General features: G+C 41.1%; 21 protein-coding genes. 15 read left to right on the top strand and 6 right to left on the bottom strand.

Annotated features, from left to right (window positions below; translation table 11 throughout):
* Nucleotides 1-26 precede the first annotated feature (26 nt).
* Complete coding sequence (carB, locus tag HUX68_RS04280; protein WP_174613678.1) at nucleotides 27-3,221, top strand: carbamoyl-phosphate synthase (glutamine-hydrolyzing) large subunit; 3,195 nt, start codon at nucleotides 27-29, stop codon at nucleotides 3,219-3,221.
* A gap of 132 nt (nucleotides 3,222-3,353) precedes the next feature.
* Here carB and HUX68_RS04275 read toward each other — a convergent pair whose 3' ends face one another.
* Nucleotides 3,354-4,730 carry a sigma-54 interaction domain-containing protein gene (locus tag HUX68_RS04275; RefSeq protein WP_174613677.1) on the bottom strand — a complete coding sequence of 459 codons (1,377 nt, stop codon included), beginning with the start codon at nucleotides 4,728-4,730 and terminating at the stop codon, nucleotides 3,354-3,356.
* A gap of 275 nt (nucleotides 4,731-5,005) precedes the next feature.
* On the opposite strand from HUX68_RS04275, the gene pruA reads away from it, so the two are divergent.
* The 4 genes from pruA to HUX68_RS04255 all read left to right on the top strand — a co-directional run bounded on the left by pruA (nucleotide 5,006) and on the right by HUX68_RS04255 (nucleotide 9,816).
* A complete protein-coding gene (pruA, locus tag HUX68_RS04270) occupies nucleotides 5,006-6,556 on the top strand; it encodes an L-glutamate gamma-semialdehyde dehydrogenase (protein ID WP_174613676.1) in 1,551 nt (516 codons plus the stop codon).
* A 134-nt stretch (nucleotides 6,557-6,690) separates the two neighbouring features.
* Nucleotides 6,691-7,695 carry a proline dehydrogenase family protein gene (locus HUX68_RS04265; protein ID WP_174613675.1) on the top strand — a complete coding sequence of 335 codons (1,005 nt, stop codon included), beginning with the start codon at nucleotides 6,691-6,693 and terminating at the stop codon, nucleotides 7,693-7,695.
* A gap of 91 nt (nucleotides 7,696-7,786) precedes the next feature.
* The gene (putP, locus tag HUX68_RS04260; RefSeq protein ID WP_174613674.1) at nucleotides 7,787-9,268 is read left to right on the top strand and encodes a sodium/proline symporter PutP; all 1,482 of its coding nucleotides are present in this window, start codon (nucleotides 7,787-7,789) and stop codon (nucleotides 9,266-9,268) included.
* Between the two features lie 197 nt (nucleotides 9,269-9,465).
* A complete protein-coding gene (locus tag HUX68_RS04255; RefSeq protein WP_174613673.1) occupies nucleotides 9,466-9,816 on the top strand; it encodes a DUF2200 domain-containing protein in 351 nt (116 codons plus the stop codon).
* Between the two features lie 289 nt (nucleotides 9,817-10,105).
* Here the strand turns inward: HUX68_RS04255 and rnz are convergent, their stop codons facing one another.
* The 3 genes from rnz to HUX68_RS04245 all read right to left on the bottom strand — a co-directional run bounded on the left by rnz (nucleotide 10,106) and on the right by HUX68_RS04245 (nucleotide 12,040).
* A complete protein-coding gene (gene rnz / locus HUX68_RS04250; protein ID WP_174613672.1) occupies nucleotides 10,106-11,029 on the bottom strand; it encodes a ribonuclease Z in 924 nt (307 codons plus the stop codon).
* Between the two features lie 42 nt (nucleotides 11,030-11,071).
* Nucleotides 11,072-11,203 (bottom strand): hypothetical protein, encoded by a 132-nt coding sequence (locus tag HUX68_RS19400; RefSeq protein ID WP_281355687.1) that lies wholly within the window; start codon nucleotides 11,201-11,203, stop codon nucleotides 11,072-11,074.
* A gap of 93 nt (nucleotides 11,204-11,296) precedes the next feature.
* Nucleotides 11,297-12,040 (bottom strand): glycerophosphodiester phosphodiesterase, encoded by a 744-nt coding sequence (locus tag HUX68_RS04245; protein WP_174613671.1) that lies wholly within the window; start codon nucleotides 12,038-12,040, stop codon nucleotides 11,297-11,299.
* A gap of 69 nt (nucleotides 12,041-12,109) precedes the next feature.
* Between HUX68_RS04245 and HUX68_RS04240 the strand changes: the two genes are divergently transcribed.
* From HUX68_RS04240 to HUX68_RS04230, 3 genes are all read left to right on the top strand, one after another.
* Complete coding sequence (locus tag HUX68_RS04240) at nucleotides 12,110-13,729, top strand: M20/M25/M40 family metallo-hydrolase (protein ID WP_174613670.1); 1,620 nt, start codon at nucleotides 12,110-12,112, stop codon at nucleotides 13,727-13,729.
* Between the two features lie 79 nt (nucleotides 13,730-13,808).
* On the top strand, nucleotides 13,809-14,768 hold the full coding sequence (locus HUX68_RS04235) for an MBL fold metallo-hydrolase (protein WP_174613669.1): 960 nt from the start codon (nucleotides 13,809-13,811) through the stop codon (nucleotides 14,766-14,768).
* Nucleotides 14,758-15,552 carry an SDR family NAD(P)-dependent oxidoreductase gene (locus tag HUX68_RS04230; RefSeq protein WP_174613668.1) on the top strand — a complete coding sequence of 265 codons (795 nt, stop codon included), beginning with the start codon at nucleotides 14,758-14,760 and terminating at the stop codon, nucleotides 15,550-15,552. The genes HUX68_RS04235 and HUX68_RS04230 overlap by 11 nt, the downstream gene beginning before the upstream one ends.
* Before the next feature lie 8 nt (nucleotides 15,553-15,560).
* Here HUX68_RS04230 and HUX68_RS04225 read toward each other — a convergent pair whose 3' ends face one another.
* Nucleotides 15,561-16,811: a Y-family DNA polymerase gene (locus tag HUX68_RS04225; RefSeq protein ID WP_174613667.1), complete on the bottom strand. Its 1,251-nt coding sequence runs from the start codon at nucleotides 16,809-16,811 to the stop codon at nucleotides 15,561-15,563.
* Between the two features lie 259 nt (nucleotides 16,812-17,070).
* Nucleotides 17,071-17,991: an aldo/keto reductase gene (locus tag HUX68_RS04220; protein WP_174613666.1), complete on the bottom strand. Its 921-nt coding sequence runs from the start codon at nucleotides 17,989-17,991 to the stop codon at nucleotides 17,071-17,073.
* 116 nt (nucleotides 17,992-18,107) lie between these two features.
* Between HUX68_RS04220 and HUX68_RS04215 the strand changes: the two genes are divergently transcribed.
* From HUX68_RS04215 to deoB, 7 genes are all read left to right on the top strand, one after another.
* Entirely contained in the window at nucleotides 18,108-18,653 is a 546-nt protein-coding gene (locus HUX68_RS04215) for an NUDIX hydrolase (protein ID WP_174613665.1), read from the top strand.
* Nucleotides 18,654-18,656: 3 nt separating this feature from the next.
* The gene (locus HUX68_RS04210) at nucleotides 18,657-19,823 is read left to right on the top strand and encodes an endonuclease Q family protein (RefSeq protein ID WP_174613664.1); all 1,167 of its coding nucleotides are present in this window, start codon (nucleotides 18,657-18,659) and stop codon (nucleotides 19,821-19,823) included.
* A gap of 96 nt (nucleotides 19,824-19,919) precedes the next feature.
* Complete coding sequence (spoIIM, locus tag HUX68_RS04205; RefSeq protein ID WP_174613663.1) at nucleotides 19,920-20,555, top strand: stage II sporulation protein M; 636 nt, start codon at nucleotides 19,920-19,922, stop codon at nucleotides 20,553-20,555.
* An 827-nt stretch (nucleotides 20,556-21,382) separates the two neighbouring features.
* Nucleotides 21,383-21,844 carry a ferric iron uptake transcriptional regulator gene (gene fur, locus HUX68_RS04200; protein ID WP_174613662.1) on the top strand — a complete coding sequence of 154 codons (462 nt, stop codon included), beginning with the start codon at nucleotides 21,383-21,385 and terminating at the stop codon, nucleotides 21,842-21,844.
* Between the two features lie 317 nt (nucleotides 21,845-22,161).
* Nucleotides 22,162-22,368, top strand: coding sequence for a DUF4227 family protein (locus HUX68_RS04195; RefSeq protein ID WP_174613661.1), 207 nt, complete (start codon nucleotides 22,162-22,164; stop codon nucleotides 22,366-22,368).
* Nucleotides 22,369-22,373: 5 nt separating this feature from the next.
* Nucleotides 22,374-23,267 (top strand): site-specific tyrosine recombinase XerD, encoded by an 894-nt coding sequence (gene xerD, locus HUX68_RS04190; protein ID WP_174613660.1) that lies wholly within the window; start codon nucleotides 22,374-22,376, stop codon nucleotides 23,265-23,267.
* Nucleotides 23,268-23,368: 101 nt separating this feature from the next.
* On the top strand, nucleotides 23,369-24,547 hold the full coding sequence (gene deoB, locus HUX68_RS04185; RefSeq protein WP_174613659.1) for a phosphopentomutase: 1,179 nt from the start codon (nucleotides 23,369-23,371) through the stop codon (nucleotides 24,545-24,547).
* Nucleotides 24,548-24,554 lie beyond the last annotated feature (7 nt).

Genomic DNA, 24,554 nt, shown 5'->3' with positions numbered 1-24,554 from the left:
ATACTGCGATCAAGGGGTGAATCTTCATGAATGATAATAAAAACGGAAATGCTAATAAAAAGGTGCTTGTTATTGGGTCAGGACCGATTGTAATCGGGCAGGCAGCCGAGTTTGATTATTCGGGGACACAGGCATGTCTCGCATTAAAAGAGGAAGGGTTGGAAGTCGTTCTTCTTAATAACAACCCAGCCACAATTATGACAGATGAAACGGTTGCCGATTACATTTATATGGAACCCATGTCAGTACAAACGGTTGAAAAAATATTTCAGAAAAAACAACCTGACTATTTGATCGGAACTTTAGGCGGGCAGGTCGGACTTAATTTGACAATGAATGTCTGCAATGCGGGCCTGCTTGATCAATACGATGTTCAGTTAATCGGATCATCTATGGAATCCATTCAAAATGGTGAAGATCGTGATAAATTCCGTAGCCTCATGCAGGAAATGGAAGAACCTGTTCCTGAATCCCATATTATCAGCAGTATTGAATTGGCGTTGGATAAGGCAAAGGATATTGGTTATCCAGTTATGATACGTCCCGCATATACACTGGGAGGAGCCGGCGGCGGGTTTGCCGCAAATGAGGAGGAATTGCAATCATTTGTTGCGAGCGGATTGCAATCAAGCCCCATTAACCAGGTGCTTTTGGAAAAAAGCATCAAAGGCTGGCAGGAAATCGAATTCGAAGTAATCCGCGATGTAAATGATGATTGTGTCATTGTTTGCGGGATGGAAAATGTGGATCCTGTCGGGGTACATACAGGTGACTCTATCGTAGTCGCGCCTGTACAGACGTTAAGTGAATCGGCTTATCAAAAACTTCGTTCTGCAGCCATCCGAATTATACAACGTTTGGGTGTTGTCGGTGCCTGTAATATACAATTTGCAATCGACCCGGAAACGGAACAATACTATGTAATTGAAGTGAATCCGCGAGTCAGCCGCTCTTCAGCACTGGCGTCGAAAGCTACTGCATGTCCGATTGCCAAGTTATCAGCAAAATGCGCCTTGGGTCATTCATTGGACAGATATTTTCCGGATAAAAATTTCGAGGTTTATGATGTGGTCATCGATCATACAGTTCTTAAAATGCCCCGTTTTTCGTTTGATAAATTCCCATCCGCCAGCAGAAAACTGGGAACGCAGATGAAGGCAACCGGGGAAACCATGGCAATTGATCTAACATTTGAAAGTGCATTGAATAAAGCGGTTCGTTCATTGGATTCGGGACATACAGATTTGTCGCACCCAATGGTTAATAATCAGGATGAGGCGATTCTGCTGGAACATATGACATTGCCGACTGATTTACGCTTATTTGCTGTTGCGGAAATGCTGCGACAAGGTAAATCGGTCAGCGATATCTTTCATCATACCGCAATCAGCCAGGAATTTTTGGAAGGAATAAATCGGATAGTCAGCATGGAAGAAAGTCTTAAAAACGAATCCGTGCATTCGATTGATACTGAAAAGCTGTTTCAGGCTAAACAAATACAAATCAGTAATGAAGCTCTTGCGTCATATCTTGGTACAACCGAATCAAATATCCAGGCATTACTGTCTGACAATCAATTGACACCAAACTATGAAGTAGCCAAGTCTGCTAACCAGGTTCCATATTATTTTTCTACATGGCAAACTTCTTCAGGTCAGACTGCAGAGGATGACAATAAGAAAGTGCTGATCATCGGTTCCGGACCGATCCGGATCGGTCAGGGAATGGAATTTGATTATTGTTCGGTTCATGGTGTGTATGCGTTGAAAGATGCCGGGTATACAACGATTATTATCAACAATAATCCGGAAACAGTCAGTACCGACAGCACTGTTGCCGACCGCCTGTATTTTGAGCCGTTGACAGTTGAAGATATTTTATCGGTAATCCAGAAGGAGAAAGTTTCCGGGGTCATGATTCAATTCGGCGGGCAGACAGCAATAAACCTTGCAAAGGACCTGGCATCCGCCGGAGTTAATATCTTTGGCACTTCAGTTGAGACAGTCAATTTACTGGAAGACAGAAATGATTTTTATCAAATGCTGAATCAATTAAATATCCCACACATTGAAGGAGAGACAGCCGACAATCCGGAAGCGATTGAAGCTTGTGTAAACAGGATAGGTTATCCTGTCCTTGTTCGGCCTTCATATGTAATTGGCGGTCAGTCCATGCATGTTCTTCATAATGAGGAAGATTTAACCGATTATTTTAAGGAACTGTCTCATTTACATGATAGTGCCTGGCCGATTCTTGTTGATAAATACGCTGACGGAATTGAGGCGGAACTGGATTGTGTCAGTGATGGTGACAACATCATAATCCCCGGGATAATGGAGCATGTTGAAAAGGCAGGTGTCCATTCCGGTGACAGTATGGCGTCGGTTCCGCCGGTAAATTTATCGAAACCACAGCAGGATGCCATGATTGATTATACAAAAGCTATCTGTAGGCATGCACATGTAGTTGGTTTGATTAACATACAATTTATTCTTGTGAATGGAGTAGTTCACGTATTGGAAGTCAACCCACGTGCATCACGAACGGTTCCATTAATCAGTAAGGTTACGAAGGTACCCCTTGTTCATCATGCCGTCCGAGTACAGCTGGGCGAGAAATTAACGCATGATACGTTGCCAGGATCATTTGAGAACTATACGGTTAAGGCACCTTCGTTCTCATCTTTCCAGCTGAAGGGAGTGGATCCTGCACTTGGACCGGAAATGAAGTCAACGGGTGAAATTATCGGTATTGCTGAAACATTTCAGCAAGCCCTGGCAAAAGCAATACGTTCAACCGGCTCTGTCCTGGAAGGGAACGTTGAAAAGCCATATTTATTCTGTTCGGTAGCAGAGAATCAACGATTGTCCAGTTTACCGGAAATACACCAATTGAACAGCAAATTTCAGTTATTTGCTACACAAGAAACTAGCAGGTATTTATCAGAAAATGGAATATTCGCTTATGAGGTAACTAGTCATGAAAAATTAAAAAACCTGTATGATGAACAATTATTAGCAGGTGCAGTCATTTTGACATCCGGATTCCAGGAAGAGGAAACAGGGCGAAGGGCACGTGATCTGTCCGCTTCCCATCAAGTGCCTTTGTTCACTTGTTTGGATACATTGAAGGTTGCAATTGAATCCGCTAATGTGGAAATTGATTCCATTTACACGCTCAAAGAATACCATCAGTTAAGTAGGCTCATGCAGAGAACGTGATGACATTCGGTCAGCTTTTAGGTTAAAAGTTTTACAATATTTATGTAAATAACTTTTATAAAGATGCCAATTTACCCCTTGGATGCTTTGTCCAAGGGGAGTTTTTAGGTAAAAAATAAACTTATAATCAACCTAGACGTTAATATCATATCTTTTCAACTTATTGTAGAGAGTTACCCGGGAAATCCCCAGCTTTCTTGCTGCATCAGATTTATTTCCATTAGTCTGGACAAGTGTATTTTTAATCAATTGTTGTTCGATATTTTCTTTTTCTGTAGGCAGTGATGGGTTTATTTCAGCTTTTTCATTTGCTTGTACGTCCATCATATGAGGGAGGAGTTTTTGTATATCGTCCTTAGTAATAATAGGTTTTTCGGAAAGAATTATAAGTCTTTCCATCATATTTCGCAGTTCCCTGACATTCCCGGGCCAATCATAATTAAGAAGCAGTTGAAAGGCTTCATCATTGATTTGGGAATTAACCATTTGATGTTTTGTTGCGAACTGTTTCAAAAATAGATCTGCCAGTTCAGGGATATCGTCGATTCTTTCTCTTAGTGGCGGCATTGTCAGCTGAATAACGTTTAAACGGTAATATAAATCCGTGCGAAATTGTTTTTCTTCTATTAATTGGACAAGATTCTGGTTGGTAGCTGCTATAAAACGGACGTTTACCTTTCTGCCGGTTGAGTCCCCTATACGATAAATAAGGTTCTCCTGCAGAACGCGGAGCAGCTTTACTTGCATTTCCAACGGAAGCTCACCAACTTCATCCAGGAATAATGTACCCCCATCTGCCATTTCAATTTTTCCTGCCTTCCCGTTTTTTTCGGCTCCAGTAAATGATCCGCCTTCATAACCAAATAATTCACTTTCAAATAATGCTCCGGGAATGGCACCGCAATTGACCGGAATAAATGGTGCATCCTTTCGGGGGCCTGCTTCATGAATTGCTCTTGCACATACTTCTTTTCCAGTTCCGCTTTCTCCCAGTATTAATGCTGTCGTTTCAGTATTCGCAGCTTTTTGTGCTATTTGTATTGTTTGCTGTAATGGCAAACTTCTTCCAACCAGCTTTGAAAAGGGAGAGGTTGGTTCATTTGCATGCATTTTTTTCTTTAATTCATCCAGTTCTGCTGATGTAGTTTCCAGGTTGTCATTCAGTTTTACAACCTGTGTTATATCTCTTTCGACCGATACAGCTCCGATAATGTTACTTTTATCATCAAATATCGGAGATGCGTTTATCACAACATGCTTATCCTTTCTTGGACGATGATAGACATTATTAACGGCTTCTCTGGTCTTAAGCACTTTCAAGATCATAAGGTCCTCTGTATGGAAAAACTCAGTAATTTTTTTATTTGTAATTTCTGACTCGTTGATATTGTAAGTCTGGATAGCAGCATCATTCCAGTACAACACCATACCTTGATTATTGATGATAGTTATGGCATCATCTTCGGCTTTAAGTACAGCTTTCAGATGAAAAAATAAATTATTCTCCACATAATCACTCCATCACATATTAAACTGTGTTGTAAATTAATTGTACACTCAGTTTACAACTATGTAAAGAAACTTAACAATCCCTTTCCCTGAAATTAATAGTTGTCACAAAAAAATAAATTTTTATAACCATTGTTGTGTAAGCGATTCCATTCAATGCAAATACAAAATAAGGTTTGTTGGCATGATTTTTGCTTTATAACTGGTAGAGAGAAAAAAGGCTCTTTATGCTTTTAATTTCTCGTATCAGCAAATAGTTATTAGGAGGTTTTATTTTGGTACTACCATTCAAACATGAACCATTTACAGATTTTACAGTTGAATCAAATATCAGTGAATTTAAGTCCGCTCTTGAAAAAGTTCAGGGTGAGTTAGGTCAGGAGTATCCATTGATAATAAATGGAGAAAAGATATATACAGATGATAAACTTTCATCTTATAATCCTGCTGATAAATCGCAATTGATAGGAAAAGTATCCAAAGCTACAAAAGAGCATGTGGATCAGGCGATGGATTCTGCGCTGGAAGCCTTTAAGACATGGAGCTCATGGACAGCAGCAGAACGTGCAGACGTTCTATATAAAGCTGCAGCTATTGTACGTCGCCGTAAGCACGAGTTTTCTGCATGGCTTGTATATGATGCTGGTAAACCGTGGAATCAGGCAGATGGTGATACTGCAGAAGGAATAGATTTCATGGAATATTATGCACGCCAGATGGTTGAGCTTGAAAAAGGAAAAGAGATAAATGACCGTGCAAATGAACAAAACACTTACTTTTACCAGGCGATGGGACCTGGCGTAACGATTCCGCCATGGAACTTTGCGTTTGCGATTGTCGCAGGAACGACTGTTGGACCAATTGTTGCGGGTAACCCTGTACTGTTGAAACCATCTGAAAATACACCGGTTATCGCTTACAAACTTGCAGAAGTACTGGAAGAAGCCGGACTGCCAAAAGGAGTACTCAACTTTGTACCCGGTGATCCTGCAGAAATCGGTGACTATTTAGTAGATCATAAAGATACACACTTCATCAATTTCACTGGTTCCCGTGCAACCGGAACTCGAATTATGGAACGTGCTGCAAAAGTGCAGGAAGGACAAACATTCCTTAAACGAGTAGTTGCTGAGATGGGCGGCAAGGATACAATTATAGTTGACAAAGATGCAGATCTTGACCTTGCAGCAGATTCCATCGTTAATTCTGCGTTTGGATTCTCAGGTCAAAAATGTTCCGCATGTTCAAGAGCAGTGATTCATGAAGATGTTTATGACGAAGTGCTTGAAAAATCAATCGCTTTGACGGAAAAATTGATTAGAGTCGGCAACCCAGCAGATAAAAATGTCTATATGGGTGCAGTTGTTAACCAAAAACAATTCGATAAAATTAAAGAATATATTGAAATCGGCAAAAATGAAGGACAGTTGGCTTTTGGCGGGGAAACAGATGATGCAAAAGGTTATTTTGTCCACCCGACGATTTTTAAAGATGTGGATCCTGAAGCAAGAATCATGCAGGAGGAAATTTTTGGGCCAGTAGTCGGATTTGCGAAAGCTTCCAACTTTGACGAACTGCTGGAAATCGCCAACAATACGGAATATGGTCTGACCGGCGCTGTCATTTCCAACAACCGTTCACATCTGAACAAAGCTAGGTATTCTTTTAATGTTGGTAATCTATACTTCAACCGTGGATGTACTGCTGCAATTGTTGGTTACCATCCATTTGGCGGATTCAAAATGTCCGGTACTGATTCGAAAGCCGGCGGACCGGATTATCTGCAGCATTTTCTTGAAGCCAAAATGGTTTCTGAAACGTTTTAATAAATTTGGTGGCTGGGGCAGTTTAAAGACTGTCTCAGCTAATATCCATTGCCAATTTTAAATTCCATAAAACTTATTATTGTGTATGTGTTGTTTACAGCGAATGAAACACATGTTTAAAGGAGCTAGTTATTATGGCCAATTTAACAAGAGATTTTTTCATTGGTTTATCAAATAATAAATTATTGAATACAAATGCAAAGAAATGGGGCTTCAAGCTGGGAGCGGAAAAGTTTGTTGCCGGCACGAATATTGAAAGCGTTACAAAAGTAGTCAAAGGGCTGAACCAAAAAGGTATCACCGCAACTCTAGATAATCTGGGTGAATTTGTAAAAGATAAATCTGAAGCCAATGAGGCAAAAAATGATATTATCCGGATTTTAGAGCGAATTCATAATGAAAATCTGGATTGTCACATGTCGGTGAAATTAACACAGCTGGGTCTGGATATTGAGCAGGAATTTTGTGTTGAAAACATGAGGGAGATTCTGTCCAAAGCATCAGAGTACAATATTTTCATTAATATTGACATGGAAAAGTATGTTCATTATGAAAAAACGTTGGATATTCTACAAATGCTTAGCGAACAATACCAAAATGTTGGTACAGTTATACAATCCTACCTTTATCGTGCAGAAAAAGATCTTGAACAACTGAAAGATATCAGAATCCGCCTGGTGAAGGGTGCATATAAAGAAAGTGATGTTGTAGCATACCAATCCAAAGAGGATATTGATCGCAATTTCATGAAAATGGCCAAGGAACGTCTGCTTGGGAATACATTCACTTCCATTGCTACACATGACCATAATATCATCAATGAATTAAAGAAATTTGTTAAAGAAAATCAGATCAGCAAAGAAAATTTTGAATTTCAAATGCTTTATGGATTCCGAACAGAGATGCATTATGGTCTGGCAGAGGAGGGTTATAATTTCTGTACGTATATCCCTTTTGGCAATGACTGGTTTGGTTACTTTATGCGCAGACTCGCAGAACGGCCACAAAATATTAACCTTGTATTGCAGGATACGTTCTATACAGAAGAAAAAAAATTAAGAAAAGGACCAATTATAGTTGGTGCGCTGGTTGTTTCAGCATCTGTCCTGTTAACTGCATGTATTACCAGAATAAAATGAGAAAGGTTTTTTACGATCCTGGGCATTTCTGTCCCATTAAAATCTTTGTTATCTGAAGATTAACAAAAAATACTTTGAAAGGGGAGTTAGTATGTCAGGGGATGTTTATCAACTTTTAGCCATTATTATTTACATGGTTGGAATGTTATTAATTGGATGGTATGCATTTAAACGTACTAGTAACTTATCAGATTATATGCTTGGCGGCCGTTCACTCGGCCCGGCAGTTACCGCATTGAGTGCCGGCGCGTCTGATATGTCGGGGTGGCTCTTAATGGGACTTCCCGGTGCAATTTATGTTTCAGGTCTTGTTGAAGTTTGGATTGCAGTCGGGCTGACAATAGGTGCGTATTTAAACTGGGTTTTTGTCGCACCACGTCTTCGTGCCTATACTCAAGTTTCTGATGATTCAATTACAATACCGAGTTTTTTGGATAACAGACTGAAGGAAAATTCACGAATTTTGCGCATTGTATCCGGTGTCATTATTTTAGTATATTTCACATTCTATGTTTCTTCCGGAATGGTCGCGGGTGGAGTATTCTTTGAGAGCTCGTTTGGACTTGATTATCATACAGGACTGATCCTCTGTTCAGCAGTTGTTATCGCATATACACTTTTTGGAGGATTTCTCGCAGTTAGCTATACAGACTTTGTACAGGGTCTGATTATGTTTTTGGCATTGATTCTTGTACCGGCAATCGGTATTTTTGTGACAGGGGGTCCAGCCGAAACATTTGACTCTATCCGTCAGGTGGATCCAAATATGTTAAGTTTGTTTGCCACTGCGACAACTGCAGGAGTTATTTCCAGCTTGGCATGGGGGCTTGGTTATTTTGGCCAGCCGCATATCATCGTACGATTTATGGCAATTAAGTCTGTTAAAGAAACGAAATCCGCAAGACGTATAGGTATTGGCTGGATGATTCTCAGCCTTATCGGTGCAACATTTACTGCTTTAATCGGGATTGCTTACTTCCAGCAAAATCCGAACGCTTCCATAACAGACCCGGAAGCAGTCTTTATCGATCTTGGTCAGGTCATTTTCCATCCTTTTATTGCCGGAATTATGCTTGCGGCAGTATTGGCAGCGATAATGAGTACAATTTCTTCTCAATTGCTTGTTACGTCTTCAGCTCTTGTTGAGGATATTTATAAGGATTTATTTAATGCGAAGGCGTCGGAACAAAGATATGTAACACTGGGACGTATCGCTGTACTGATTGTCTCGATTGTGGCAATGATCTTTGCATGGCAGCAAAATGATACAATCCTTGGATTAGTAGCATTTGCATGGGCAGGATTTGGCGCATCATTCGGACCGATCATATTACTTTCCATCTATTGGAGAAAAATCACAGGTATTGGTGCACTGGCCGGTATGGCTGTAGGTGCAATTACTGTATTTGTCTGGGGTAATTCAGAGCTTTCAGGTGTATTGTATGAGATTGTTCCTGGTTTTGTATTAAACCTTATCATTACAGTGGTCGTCAGTTTAATGACTTATAAACCAAATGCCGAAGTAAATCGTGAATTTGATGAAACACTTCAAATCATAGAAAATGAAAAATAAGCAGTTGAAAACAAAGCAGATAAAATAGTAGTTCTTAGAAGATATAATAAGTTTTATCCTTAAATGATGGGATAAGACTTATTTTTTTGTGTTCTGACATTCTGTACTGATTTGCAGTTCCCATCGAATTAAAGTAATATGAATAAAGAACGTATATTCGTAATGGTATCCTATGTTTACGAAAGGGAGAGATTATCATGACCAAACATAAAATTTATACAATGAGTATCGCAAGTGTCTATCCTCACTATGTCACGAAAGCGGAGAAAAAAGGGCGTACAAAAACAGAAGTCGATGAAATTATCCTATGGTTGACAGGGTATAGCCAGGAAGAGTTAGAGGCGCAGCTGGAAAAACAGACAGACTTTGAGACTTTCTTTGCGGAAGCTCCCCAACTGAATTCATCACGAACGCTGATTAAAGGTGTGATTTGCGGTGTTCGAGTGGAAGACATCGAGGAGCCAACTATGCAGGAAATTCGCTATCTGGATAAGCTGATTGATGAGTTGGCAAAGGGAAAAACGATGGAGAAGATTTTGCGGAAATAATCGTTATTGCTGAAAGCAGAAAAAGTTCCGTTCTTTTTATAATAATGGGATAATGTCTTACAAACGAAAGAATCCATTTTATCGAAATGGATTCTTTCGTCTCTTGGGCGGATTTGTTTAAATCATTTTGCAATGCATGGTATATTTCTGATTCATAACGTTTCAACATGTGTTTTATTTTGTTTAATCGGGATTTGCGAAATGCATAATCCAGCGTTTTACCGTTGCGGAAAAATTCCCTTTGTCTGTTTACAAGTTGGTCAAATTGTTCCATCAAAAATCAAACCCTCTATTTGGAATCTACTTTTACCCTGCAGAAATCGTGCGCAAGTTCTGTGTTTGAAAAAACAGTCCGTGCTTCATGGAGCAATTTTTGCGATTCATCCTTTTGATACCGGGATGATATATGCGTCAACAGTAACTTTTTTGTTTGGCTGTCTCTTGCAAGCGTAGCAGCCTCTACAGTGGTTGAGTGAAAATATTGACGGGCAAGATCTGCTTTGGAATGGTCAAATGTCGCTTCGTGTACGAGTATATCCGAATCAACCGCAAACTCCCGGAACCTATCGGAATTTCTCGTATCCCCCATTATGGTAATAATACGCCCTTTCTTTGCCGGCCCAAGAAAGCGATCACGATGAATTATCTTTCCATCATTTGTAGTAACCACATCATTTTCCTTTATTAGCTGATAAATTGGACCAGGCATAATTCCTTGGTCTTGTAATTTTTCAACTAAAAGAGAACCCGGTTTATCTTTTTCAACGATGCGAAACCCGTAGCTGGCAATGCCGTGTTCCAGTTTTTTTGTACGGACAGTAAAATTGTTATTTTCAACTACCTTGCCTTCTGTAAATTCAACAACAGAAAGGGGATAGGTAAGATGTGTTCCACTCACTTTCAGACTGGTTTCCACATATTGTTTTATGCCAGGCGGACCGTAAATGGTTAATTCATCATCACCTCCCTGGAAGGATCTGCTGCTAAGAAATCCAGGCAGGCCAAAAATGTGATCACCGTGCAAATGGGTGATAAAAATTTTATTAATCTTCCTCGGTTTAATGGAAGTGTGCATAATCTGGTGCTGCGTTGCTTCCCCGCAATCGAACAGCCAGATGCTGTTCTCTTCTTGCAATAGGGTTAATGCGAGTGCTGAAACATTCCGGTTTTTGGAAGGGATTCCTGAACCGGTACCAAGAAAAATCAGTTCCATAGTCATTTCCATCCTTGTCTGTATAGTTGTGGTGCAGTGTGTTTATACTTCTGTATCGGCAGCCTCTTTATCCTGATTTGAATTCAGAAATAATGTGTTGTCACTAATCATAAGGTCTGCACGTTCATTCTGGACAATTTCTACTGCATGCAGTCCATTGGTAACCAATTCCACTGTGTCTGTTACATCTTTTTAATCAAAGAGACATAGCAATTCTCTTTTAAGGTAACTTCACAGTTCAACTCGCGGAAAATAATGTCTTGCATGCTATGTCGATTGATTGTTAAATTGTTCACGGCACTGCAAGGCCTGTTCGGGTATATCGGTAAAGATGCCATCACTTCCATAGTCGAAACAGCGTTGCATGCGGTTTGTGCTGTTCACGGTATAAACGCGAACCGGTATGTTTTCCTGTTTACATTGCTGGATCAGACGATTACTGAGCAGAGGGTATTTTATATGTACTGCGCTTGCGCCCAACAACTTGGCATTTTCAACCAACCTTTTCCTGCGTTTTGATGTTAAGAACGCAATATCAATCTGGTTTGCTATTGTGCTTAACCTTCTCACACTTTTTGGGTTAAATGTTGAAATAGTGGTGCGGTTTTGCAGTTGGAATTGTGATATCATATCAACAACGATGTTTTCCAGATTCTTATAGTCTATTTTATTATTTTTCAGCTCAATGTTTAAATATAATTGCTTATTGCGCAGCCATTGAAGCAGTTCATGAAGTGAAATTATCGTTTCACCCGAAAATTTTGTTGAAAACCAGGTGCCGGCGTCAAGCTGCTGCAGCTGAGATAAAGTATAGTCTTTTATGTAACCGGTACCGTTTGTTGTCCGTTTCAGACGTTCATCGTGCATTATTACAGGGACATTATCCTTTGTCAGCTGCACGTCTGTTTCAATTCCTTCTGCACCTGACTGGTATGCGAGTTCAAAGGCGGACATGGTATTCTCAGGAGCTGACCTGCTGGCGCCTCGATGGGCTATGATGGTAGTTGACAATTCGTTCACCTCTTCTTCGATTGTGTTTTATTTTAAATAAGAAGTCAATTTTTATGGGGGGCAAAACATATGAAACACTGGCAGACAAAAGAACAATTGACGGAATTATTGTGTTCTCTTGTTGAACACCAGAGTATAACGGGAAGCAATGCTGAAATTGCTTTGGCGGAATACATGCGGCATTTACTGGCACAGAAAAAATACTTTCGGGATAATCCGGATTATTTAAAACTGCATCCACTGTCAGATGGCAGACAACTCCTGACAGCCCTTGTGAAAAATGGAAGTACTTCCGATACAATTATTTTATTGAGCCATTTTGATGTAGTTGGGGTTGAGGATTATGGTTCACTTGAAAATCTTGCATTTTATCCACGTGAACTTACAAAAGAGATGAAGGCGATACGCGGCAGTCTTCCGGAAGAAGTCCAAAGAGATCTCAAAACCGGTGATTGGTTATTCGGCCGCGGCGCGATGGATATGAAAGCAGGGGTTTCCTTACACTTTTCCATGCTCGAGCGGGCTATTGAAGGCGAGTTTGATGGAAATATTCTGCTGCTTACTGTTCCGGATGAAGAGGTCAATTCAATGGGAATGCTGACGGCGCTTCCTGTTCTGGATCAGTTAAAGCAGGAAGAACAGTTTACATATACAGCATGTCTGAATGGTGAGCCGATGTTCAGTAAATATCCGGGGGATACGAATTACTATGTTTATACAGGCTCCATCGGCAAGGTGCTTCCAGGTTTCTACTGCTATGGAAAAGCATCACACGTAGGCGAGCCTTTTGCCGGAATCAACCCGAACCTGATGACGGGTTTTTTATCCCAGCAGCTGGAGTTAAATGAATCGTTTATCGAAAAAATTGGTGATGAAGTTACCCCTCCGCCTATCAGCCTGATGCAGCGTGATTTGAAGGAGGAGTATTCTGTTCAAACCCCACATGCTGCAATTGCGATGTATAATGTGTTATATCTGAAACAATCATTTGCGGAAATCAATAAAAAATTGTTGGCAGGTGCGGAGACTGCCGCCCGCGAAATGGAGGATTACATCCGGCTCAAGGCTGGTCGGTTTGCGGAAGTAGCTGACGATTTTACAATGCCTGATTCGCGGGTTAATGTTATGATGTACGATGAACTGTATGCGGAAGCTGTGCAACGTCATGGTGTAAAAGAAGTGGAGCGCCGAGAAAATCTGCTCGTCAGCCAGCGTAATTCCGGAGATCGTGATTTTTCCACATTATTGGTTCAGGAACTGGCCGCAATGTGCAAAGACCTTGCACCAATGATTATCTTATTCTACAGTCCGCCATTTTATCCTGCTGTGTCATCCTATGATGATGCGAAAATTCAGGATGTCATGGATTATGTTAAAACGTATACAAATAAACAATTTAACAAGAATCTGACGGTTGCTGAATTTTTTACCGGTCTGTCCGATTTGAGTTTTATCGGACCGGATACATCACAAAGTAAATTGCAGCAGCTGACTACCAATATGCCATTGCAGAATAATGGTTTTGATTTTCCAGAAGATGTTATGGAACAGCTTACGATGCCGATTTTGAATATCGGGCCATTGGGAAAGGATCCGCATCAATGGACAGAGCGGTTGGAACTGACGTACAGTTTTGATTATTTGCCTGATATTTTAACTGAAGCAATCCACAGGCTATTTGCAAACTAAATGCCCTTTATGTGACTTTTTGCCGTAATGGATATACAATATACTAAACTGAACAGTCATTCATTTGGGGAGTGAAAACATGAAAGTAATGGATAAAACAATCAGCCAGATAACCGTACCGACACCATTTGCAGTGGGGGATACCCATGTATACCTGCTCAAAGGGGACACACTCTCGCTGGTTGATGCAGGTGTTAAAACAAAGGAAGCCTGGGAAGCGTTAACGGTTCAATTAAAAGAACTTGGATACTTCCCGGAGGATATTGAACAAATTATTCTGACACACCACCACCCGGATCATATTGGGCTTATTGAAGAATTTCCACGGGTTAAGAATATAGCAGCACATCAAAACGTTGATTTATGGCTGTCCAGAAACGAAGCATTTTTTCAGCATTACGAGCAATTTTTTGCGGATTTCTTTATGAAGTGCGGGGTGCCGTCCAAGTATCGTGACGTATTAAAGAAACTTCGGACACCGCTGGATTTTTCAGGCACCGGCCACGTGGGTATTGCTATCCAAGAAGGGGATGTTCTGCCGGGTCATGAAGACTGGCAGGTTATTGACACAAAAGGCCACGCCCAAAGTCACTTATCGTTTCTCCGTGAGTCTGATGGGGCATTCTTAGGCGGTGATCATTTGCTCCATCATATTTCACCAAATCCGCTGCTTGAGGCACCAATTGATGGGGATGAACGCCCGAGACCGATGCTGCAATACCGGGACAATCTGAAGAAGTGTCAGACACTGGGAATCAGCAACGTGTTTCCCGGACACGGCGAAGTTTTCTCGGATGTTGCATCTTTAGTGCCGTATCGACTGGAAAAACAGAAGCAGCGTGCTAATAAGGTACTTACGCTCTTGAAGGATCATGCACAGTCTGTATTTGAAATTTGCCGGCAAATTTTTACGAAACAATATGAAAAACAATTGGATTTAACCATATCTGAAACAGTTGGCCAACTAGATTATCTGGAAGATGAGCATCTCGCGGGGAAATTTCTTCAGGATGGAGTCTATTACTACTATGCAAAATAGAATTGCTGGTAAAAAGATTATCATAACTGGTGCGTCAAGCGGTATTGGTGAACGAATAGCCTGGCAAATTGCTGAAAATGGCGGGATTCCGATTATGGTTGCCCGTTCTATCAATAAACTCAAAAATCAGCAGATGCAAATTAAGAAGGTCTGTCAGGTAGACAGTTATGCTTATCAAGCCGATTTGCTGAATCAAAAGGAACTCGTTAACGTAATCAATCAAATTATTTCAGACCATACACAAATTCACGGGCTGATTAATAATGCCGGTGCAGCTGTGTTTGACTATGTCCGGAACATGCTGTGGTCCGATGTTGAACAGATGTTTCAATTGAACGTATTTGCACTTATGCAGGGGACAAAATGTTTGTTGCCGCATTTTATGCAGCATAATGAAGGACATATTATCAACGTTGCTTCACAGGCCGGTAAAATTGCTACTCCGAAAGCTGCTGTTTATGCTGCAACCAAACACGCTGTTCTCGGATTTACCAATTCACTCCGTCTGGAAACAACAGAATACAATATCCGTGTTACATCGGTTAATCTGGGGCCTGTAAACACCAACTTTTTTGCTGGTGCCGATCCAACCGGAGATTATCAGAAAAACATTGAGCGCTATATGCTTAATCCTGATAAAGTGGCGGTGAAAGTGGTAAAAGCACTTTTTACGGACAAGCGGGAAATTAATTTACCGGGCTGGATGGAACTAGGCAGTAAATTGTATCATTTGTTCCCACGGGCTTTGGAACGGCTTTTAAAAAAGCAATTTGATAAGAAGTAACGCTTTCCTTACGCCTGATGACCGCCAATTTTATGACTTCGGTCGATAGTGATGCCGGCATCGGTATAGCTTGTGGCCCTTAAAATGGAAGTTGTCCCATACTTGTCGCGGATTGTGTCCATTACAAAGCCAATATCTTTTTGCTTCAGTTTATTATCGAATAAATTAAGTTGTGTTTTACCATCATCATAAAGATTATCCAGGGTAACATAGACATGCCTGATTTTACTGATTCCATCGTAAAATTCACGGAAAAGCTGCATAGCAGTCCCGTAAACATCCATTGTAATATTGGTCGGAAGCAGGACAGATCTTGACCGGTTGAAACCGCTGCCTGTTTCTTTGGAGTATGCAATTCCAAGATGTATTGTTCGCCCGGCTTTTCCTGCTGTTCGCGCCCGGCGGCAGGCTTCTTCACAGAGATCAAGAACACAGGCGGCGACTTCTTCTCCGGAGTAATCCCGCAATAGGGAAATGCCATGGCCAAATCCCTTTTGTTCTGTTTTAGTAAAATTGCCGAAGACAGGGCTGAAATCCATCCCCCAGGCATGCCAGTAGAGTTGCTCCCCCATAATGCCAAAGCGTTTTTTTAAGGTTTTTAACGGGAAGTTGGCGAGATGTCCCAAATTCACAATTCCCATTCGGTTTAAATTGCGTTGCATTCTCCGTCCGATTCCCCAAATACGCTGAACAGGGATTGGCCACAATTTTTCTTCTACATCTTCATATTTGCATTCGGCTATACCTGTTTTTTTGGCATGCAGATCCATTACAACTTTTGCAAGGAATTTATTGTCGCCTATACCAATGGAACAGGTGAGGCCGAAGCTTTCCAAAATTTCCTGTTTAATGGACATGGCAACCTCCCGGCGATTGCCGAACTGTTTTTCCAGTCCGTTTACAGTTACCCACACCTCGTCAACAGAGTATTGATGAATAGCCTCTTTCGGCACGTATTGATTAATCAGGCGGGTGATTTCAACAGAGACCTCCAGATAATCAGCCATATGCGCTGCAACAATAACAATTTCCGGATCATCAGGAAGTTCAAAAAAGCGGCTGACATTACTGATACCATGTTTTTTCTTCAATGTCGGAGAAGCCGCCAAAACAATACTTCCCGGCCGATTTGTGTCCCCGACCACAGCCAGTTGAACTGTCATCGGATCCTCGCCCAGCTTGACAGCCTCAACACTTGCATAAAAGGAACGCATATCGATGCACAGCACATCATTTCTTGGATAGCTTGAATAATTCATTGCCACCACTACTTTCGAACTAGAACATTTGTTCCTATTATATGCAATTAACTGTCATTTTAGCAATGGAAATTTATTGTAGAGGTGGGGGCGAAATTCCAAAATCGCGGATATCGAGTTCGAAATCATGGATATCCGGTGTAAAATCGCGGATATATTTCGGCGATTGGATAAGGGTAAAAACGAGTATATCGCTACTTAAAAATCTGTAATAAAAAAGTGGCATAACAATAAGCTGTCCATGCCACTTTTTTTCGCTTTATCGGTGGTTCGTATATTGAATTGCTTTTGTAATTTGCTGTAAAGCTTCATATGTTTCGTCAGTCAAAGCTCTGGAATGATCGAACGCAGTATTTTCTGTTACCTGGTCAGTTGAGCTTGCACCAAACACGGCAGTAGCAACGGCAGGGGATTTGAGCACATATTTCAGGGCCAGCTCATTAAACGAATGTTCATCACCGAATTGTTCAGTAAGATTTTGGTTAACCGCTTTAAGTTCTTCAAAGGAATAGTCCAAAAATCCGTCCTGACCTTTTTTGTTAATCTGCTCAGTGGCTTTATTACTGAGCATACCTTTTGCAAGTGGACCTCTAGCCAGCACACTGATGTTGTTCGCATGCAGTAAATCAAGTATTTCCTCTTCCGATCGCCGGTCAAGCATGTTGTACTGCATCATAACGCCATCTATATTGGAACGTTTTACATATTCACGAATGACGTTGGGGCGAATGGAAGAGATGCCGTATGCACGAATAACACCTTCCTGTTTTAGTGACTCAAATGCCCCAATCGTTTCGTCAATCGGATCATCAATGGTACCGCCGTGCAGCATATAAAAATCGATATAGTCTGTATTTAAACGGTGAAGACTGTCTTTAACACCTTTCTTGATATGATCAGGTGAAGGGTCCCAGAACCAGTCTTGTTTATCCTTATTAAAATGATTGCCAACCTTCGTCGTTAAAATAATCTGATCCCGCCGGTTTTTGATTGTCTTACCGACAAGTTCCTCGTTTACACCAAAATCGTATAAATCAGCAGTATCCAGATGGTTAACACCGGCATCCAAGGCAGCATCGATAATATCGTTTGCTTTTTGCCGATCTGTCCCCAAAGACATGCATCCAAGCGTTAATTCAGAAACATTTAAATTCGATTGACCGAGTTGATTTTTTTTCATGTCGTTCCCTCCAGTAAATGTTCTTATCTCCATTGTAGAAAACTGTTTCTGCTAAATTCAACTAAACAGGTGTGTTAGAATGAAAATAGTGCTGAAAGAAAAGGATGGACCGATAAATGAAAAAATTTGAAGAAAAAACCATTCATACGGAACACATATATGATGGAAAGGTCGTTAAACTGCAGGTGGATGATGTCACACTTCCTGATGGTGAAACAGCGAAAAGGGAACTGATTAAGCATCCGGGTGCAGTAGCGGTCATTCCGGTTACAAAGGATAAAAAAATTGTCTTTGTTGAACAATATCGTAAGCCGCTGGAAAAATCACTGGTGGAAATTCCGGCCGGTAAATTGGAACCCGGTGAAAAACCTGAAAAAACTGCCGTTCGTGAACTGGAGGAAGAGACAGGTTACACGACTAGTAATTTGAAGTTGATTACATCATTTTATACTTCGCCGGGATTTGCGGATGAAATCATGTATATCTATATAACGGAAGACTTGGAACCACTGAAAAATGCGGTTACGGGTGATGATGATGAGTTTGTTGAATTGCTTGAACTGACACTGGACGAAGCAAAACAGTATGTACGAGAACAACGCATTCATGATGCGAAGACAAACTATGCAATGTTGTATCTTGAATTACTAGAAAGGATGTAGGAAATGCTGAATTCATTTTTCACCGATCTGCACATTCATATCGGCAGGGATATGTACAATAAACCGGTAAAAATAACGGGTGCCAAGACGTTGACGCTGACAAATATTTTGAAAGAAGCAAGCCGTAACAAGGGCATCCACATGGCGGGGGTGATTGACAGCCATGCTCCGGCAGTACAAGAAGAAATAAAGCAGCTGATTGATGCTGGAAAAGCATATGAACTGGCGGATGGAGGAGTTCGTTTCGAAAAGGTTACACTGCTGCCGGGGGCGGAGATTGAAGTATATGATGAAAACTGCCACGGACAAATTCATGTGCTTTGCTTTTTCCCAACACTTGCGGCAATCGGGAAGTTCACGGAGTGGCTGACAGGAAAGATGAAAAATGTCACATTGAGCTCCCAGCGATATTATGGTTCAGCAAAGGAACTGCAATATAAAGTAAAGGAACTTTCCGGGCTGTTTATTATTGCTCATGCATTTACTCCGTTTAAAAGCTTATACGGAAAAGGTGTTCGCCAATCTTTAAAAGAAGTATTCGATCCGGACTTGATTGATGCCATTGAGCTGGGTCTGAGTTCAGATACGATGATGGCTGATCAAATTGCCGAACTGCACGATTACACATTTGTATCGAATTCAGATGCGCACTCGCTTGCGAAAATAGCGAGAGAATATCAGGAAATTATGATGGATGAGCCTTCTTTTAAAGAATTTGAATGGGCACTGGGCAATGTTAACGGGCGAGGCATCAAACAGAACTTTGGCATGAATCCGCATTTGGGGAAATATTATACAACGGTTTGCAGTCAGTGTCTCGAACCATTATCACCTGATGCAGATCAATGTCATACGTGTCATTCAACTAAAATTATCAAAGGGGTGTATGACCGGATACAGGAGTTATCCAATGCGGATGGCAGCAATATGGAACGGCCGCCATATTTGTATCAGGTTCCATTGGAATATTTGCCGAAGCTTGGTCCCAAAACATTTGAAAAGCTATTATCCCATTTTGATACAGAAATGAATGTGATTCACCATGTTCCATTTGAGGAACTGCAGGAGATCGTACCCGAAAAACTAGCAGCCTCTATCATTCGGATGCGGGAAGGGGATTTAGAAATAAAAGCTGGCGGTGGCGGCAGGTATGGGAGTGTAACTTCCTGAATAAATCATTCATTAAATTATCCGCATTTTGGTATTTTTACATGGTATTCTTCATAGTTTTTAGTAGAGAGGAAAAAAGGACAATGGAGGATTTCGATGTATACCAAACGAACTTTAGCAGTGAATCATGTAAAAGATCATGCCACTATTTATATGTTTATGATCATTCTGTTTTTAACCGGTGTAGTGTTTGGAGCAATTATTGTAAACGGCATGAGTTTCGGACAGAAGGAAGGTTTGTTTTTTTATCTGGAGCGTTTTTTCGGACAGCTTAATGGCAGTGAACAAATAAATAATAGTGAAATATTAAAATCCAGCTTCCTTTATCATGCCAAATATTTAATTTTACTGTTTATATTGGGATTGTCCGTTATCGGTCTTCCATTGGTGTGGATTCTCATTTTCCTGAAAGGACTTGTTGTGGGCTTCTCAGTTGGGTTCATTGTCAATCAGCTTGGGGCGAAAGGGCTGCTGTTGGCATCATTATCAATTGCACCGCAGAACTTTCTGATTATACCAGTCTATTTAATTGCCGGAAGTATGGCGATGATATTCTCACTAACACTGCTTGGTAAACTTTTTTCAAAAAAGATTCCGCAGCCGATTTTTCAGCCGTTTGGCCGTTATATCATGATTTTCTCATTGTTATTGATAGCTTCACTTGCGGCCGCGTCCCTGGAGGCGTTCGTCGCCAATGAAGCAATGGAAGCGCTGATTGAGTCGTTTTATTAGAATGCTCTCGTTGCTGTCTAACAGTTGAAGTAAACTGCGACATAGTATGATGTTTTACCACCGCTGCGGAAATACACGTCGCTTTCACTTTCGAGCATAAGTGCGACATCTGCTCAAGCAAGCTTTCGCAGTGTCTTCTTTACCGTGGGTGGCTGATGAGCCTCCTTGCGCTACCGCGCTACGGAGTCTCATCTAGGCCTCTGCTCCCACAGGAGTCTCCGCGTATTTCCTCCGCTATTTTTACGTTTATGACTCTTTGCTGGAATCGAAATCGTTATAGAAAAACGGATGATACCACTACACTAGTCCGGGTGAGCGGAGGGCGGTGACTCCTGCGGGAACAGCACGAGTCCGAAGACCCCGCAGAGTGGAAAAGGAAGGTCGACTAAAATCGTCCTTTGCGGACAACGTCGACATACCCCTTGCCGGGGCAAGGAGGCTGAGGCCGTGCCCGCGGTAAAGAAGACACAGTGAAAGTGATTTTCTTGAACTGATGTCGCACTTATGCTGGCAGTGAAAGCATCCGCCCGAAGCGATCCCGGACGGTAGGGCGAGAAAGTGGACGTAATTATATAAAAACATTCCAGTAGTTGTGTCGCAGTTTATGGATATTGTGTAATAACAATTACCTTTTAGAAATCCTGGCATTATCAAATAGAGGACGTCGCAGTTTTCCTGCCATAACAAATATTCCCTGATGACTTTATAAAAAATAATTTATATTATATAATAATAATTATCGATAACAGTTTATAATAATTATACTTTGACACTCGTTATCTATGTGCATATAATTATAGTTGGGGATATCAGGGAGGAGACTTGCCATGGAACATCGAATTGAACAGATTAAAAAACAGCTCCATGCACAAAGCTATAAACTAACTCCGCAGCGGGAAGCTACTGTCAGAGTATTGCTTGAACGTGAAGAAGATCATTTGAGTGCTGAAGAAATATACTTACTTGTTAAAGAATTGGCGCCTGAAATCGGATTGGCAACTGTTTACCGTACATTGGAATTATTATCAGAATTAAAGATTGTGGATAAGATAAATTTTGGTGATGGCGTTTCCCGCTACGACCTTCGAAAAGAGGGGGCAGAGCATTTTCATCATCATCTTGTCTGCATTGAATGCGGGTCTGTCGAAGAAATTGTTGAAGACTTGCTTGAGGATGTAGAAAAAATAGTGGAAAGTGACTGGGGATTTCAAGTGAAGGATCACCGTCTGACATTTCACGGGCTTTGCAAGCAATGTCAGAAAGCATCCGTACAATCAGCAACATCATAATGAAACTTGTATGCCTTTTTCTTCACCGGAAAGAGGCTTTTGTTTTAACGTCAGAAATTATAAGATAGGGTTGACCTTATAAGAAAATCATCGGCAATTGCTATAAGAGAGGCAAATGCTGAGTTTTTCCAATGCTGCAGAATTTTGCGGATAAAGCTACTCAGCTCTAATCAGCCGTTTGTGTTTTGTTTTAAGTTTACATTTTGGTCAAGATGGGTTACGTTTGAATCAGTAATATGAAATTGTTTTCAATGTATATTGTGTTCCTTTTTTAGCATATCTTCTAACAATAGATAGTAAAAGAGGGGACATGCACAATGAAAAAAATGATATGGGAAACATTGAAAGTATTTGTCATTTTTGCAGCCTGCACGTGTTTATTTTATGTTGGGCTGCATGCCATGCATGCTGAATATGAAAAGGAGCACCGCTATGATCCACCTGAAGGACCTTCTGTAAAAGTATTTTATGAAGTGGAAGATATCATAGCCCGTCTGGACATATTTTTTCGATTAGGGGAGTAGCTGTTATGCTGAAAGCCGGTATTGAGGATTTTATTCATTATTTGCAGGTTGAACGGGGCTTGTCTGATAATACACTGAAATCCTATCAAAGAGATTTAAAACAGTATATGGCTTTTATCGAGAATCACATACATAAGAAAAGCTGGAATGATGTGGAACGTAACGATATTATCGGATTTTTGTATGAATTAAAAGATAATGGGAAATCCGCAGCCACTATTTCACGGGCAATTTCATCTATTCGTGCTTACCATCAATTTCTGATCAGGGACCAACAGGTGAACCAGGATGCCAGCATCCATATTGAAACTCCCAAAAAAGAACAAAAATTGCCGAAAGTTTTGTCTTCCAAAGATGTGGAGAAGTTATTGACTTTTCAGGAAGACAGTCCGTTAAGTATCCGTAACAAGGCGATGCTGGAATTACTGTATGCATCAGGGCTGCGTGTTTCAGAATTAATAAGTCTGAAAGTGAGCGACCTTCATTTGACGATGGGATTTTTACGATGTTTCGGGAAAGGTTCAAGAGAAAGAATTGTTCCTTTGGGTGATGTCGCGAAAGAAGCGGTGGAAAAATATTTGCGGGAGGCACGCGGACAATTGACAAGACGGAGGCAGGATAAAAATGCACTATTTGTTAACCAGCATGGCCGTCCGTTATCACGCCAAGGGTTCTGGAAGATATTGAAGGGCATTGCCAGGCAGTCTGGGATTAAGAAAGAAATAACACCACACACGCTGCGTCACTCGTTTGCAACTCATTTGCTGGAGAATGGCGCAGATTTACGGTCAGTACAGGAGATGCTCGGACATGCCGATATTTCTACAACGCAAATTTATACACATATCAATAAATCACGTCTGAAGGATATTTATCAATCGTACCACCCAAGGGCGTAACAAGGAATAAATTTTTTTAAATAGAGAGGTCAGACATCATACAACAGAATGAAAATGACATATTTTTGACATGCTGATTAATACTTACTGGAGGGATAGATATGCAAAATTTCAAAAGGGTTTTTCTGATTGTAATGGACTCGGTAGGCATCGGCGAGGCACCTGATGCGGAAAGGTTTAATGATAAAGGGGCGGATACGCTTGGACATATTGCTGATCGCATGAATGGGTTGAATATGCCAAATATGGCAAAGCTTGGCCTGAGTAATATCCGGGAAATCGAAGGAATTGCAAAACAGGATAGTCCGCAGGCACATTACACAAAAATGCAAGAAGCGTCCAATGGAAAGGATACGATGACTGGACATTGGGAAATTATGGGGTTGAATATCCAACAGCCTTTTCGCACCTTCCCGGATGGATTTCCGGACGAACTGATTTCAGAGTTGGAGGAACGGACCGGTCGGAAAGTAATCGGCAATAAGCCTGCGTCCGGAACGGTTATTTTGGAAGAACTTGGTGCTGAGCATATGAAAACCGGTGCATTAATCGTATATACGTCAGCAGACTCTGTGCTGCAGATTGCTGCCCATGAAGATATCGTTCCACTTGAAGAGCAGTATAAAATCTGTGAAATTGCCCGTGAACTGACGTTGGATGAAAAATATATGGTCGGCCGTGTGATCGCCAGACCATTTACCGGTCAGCCGGGGGCATTTCAGCGGACAGCAAACAGGCATGATTACGCACTGAAGCCGTTCGGACATACAGTTATGAATGAACTGGAAGATACCGGTCATGACGTCATTGCACTCGGTAAAATTTCCGATATTTACGACGGGGAGGGTGTTACCTCTGCGATTCGGACTGCAGATAATGAAGACGGGATGACCAAGTTGATCGAATCAATGAGTGAAGATTTCCACGGCCTCAATTTTTTAAACCTGGTCGACTTTGATGCCAAATATGGCCATCGCCGGGATCCGGAAGGCTATGGAAAAGCGCTGGAAGCATTTGATGCAAGACTCCCGGAAGTGTTAAACAGACTGAAGGATGAAGATCTATTGATTATTACAGCTGATCATGGGAATGATCCTGTCCATCACGGAACCGATCACACACGTGAATATGTCCCGCTAATCATTTACCATAACGGCATCAGTAAAGGAAAAAAATTGCCGTTAAGAGAGACATTTGCCGATATCGGGGCAACTGTTTCGGATAACTTTAAAATAACAATGCCTGAACACGGTAAAAGTTTTTTAAACGAAATTAAATAGAAAGTGT

Origin of the sequence: Virgibacillus ihumii (genome assembly GCF_902726655.1) — a bacterium.
Taxonomy (GTDB): Bacteria; Bacillota; Bacilli; order Bacillales; family Amphibacillaceae; genus Lentibacillus; species Lentibacillus ihumii.
The sequence above is the reverse complement of the archived record's forward strand: the minus strand, read 5'-3'. Positions and strand labels throughout refer to the sequence as shown.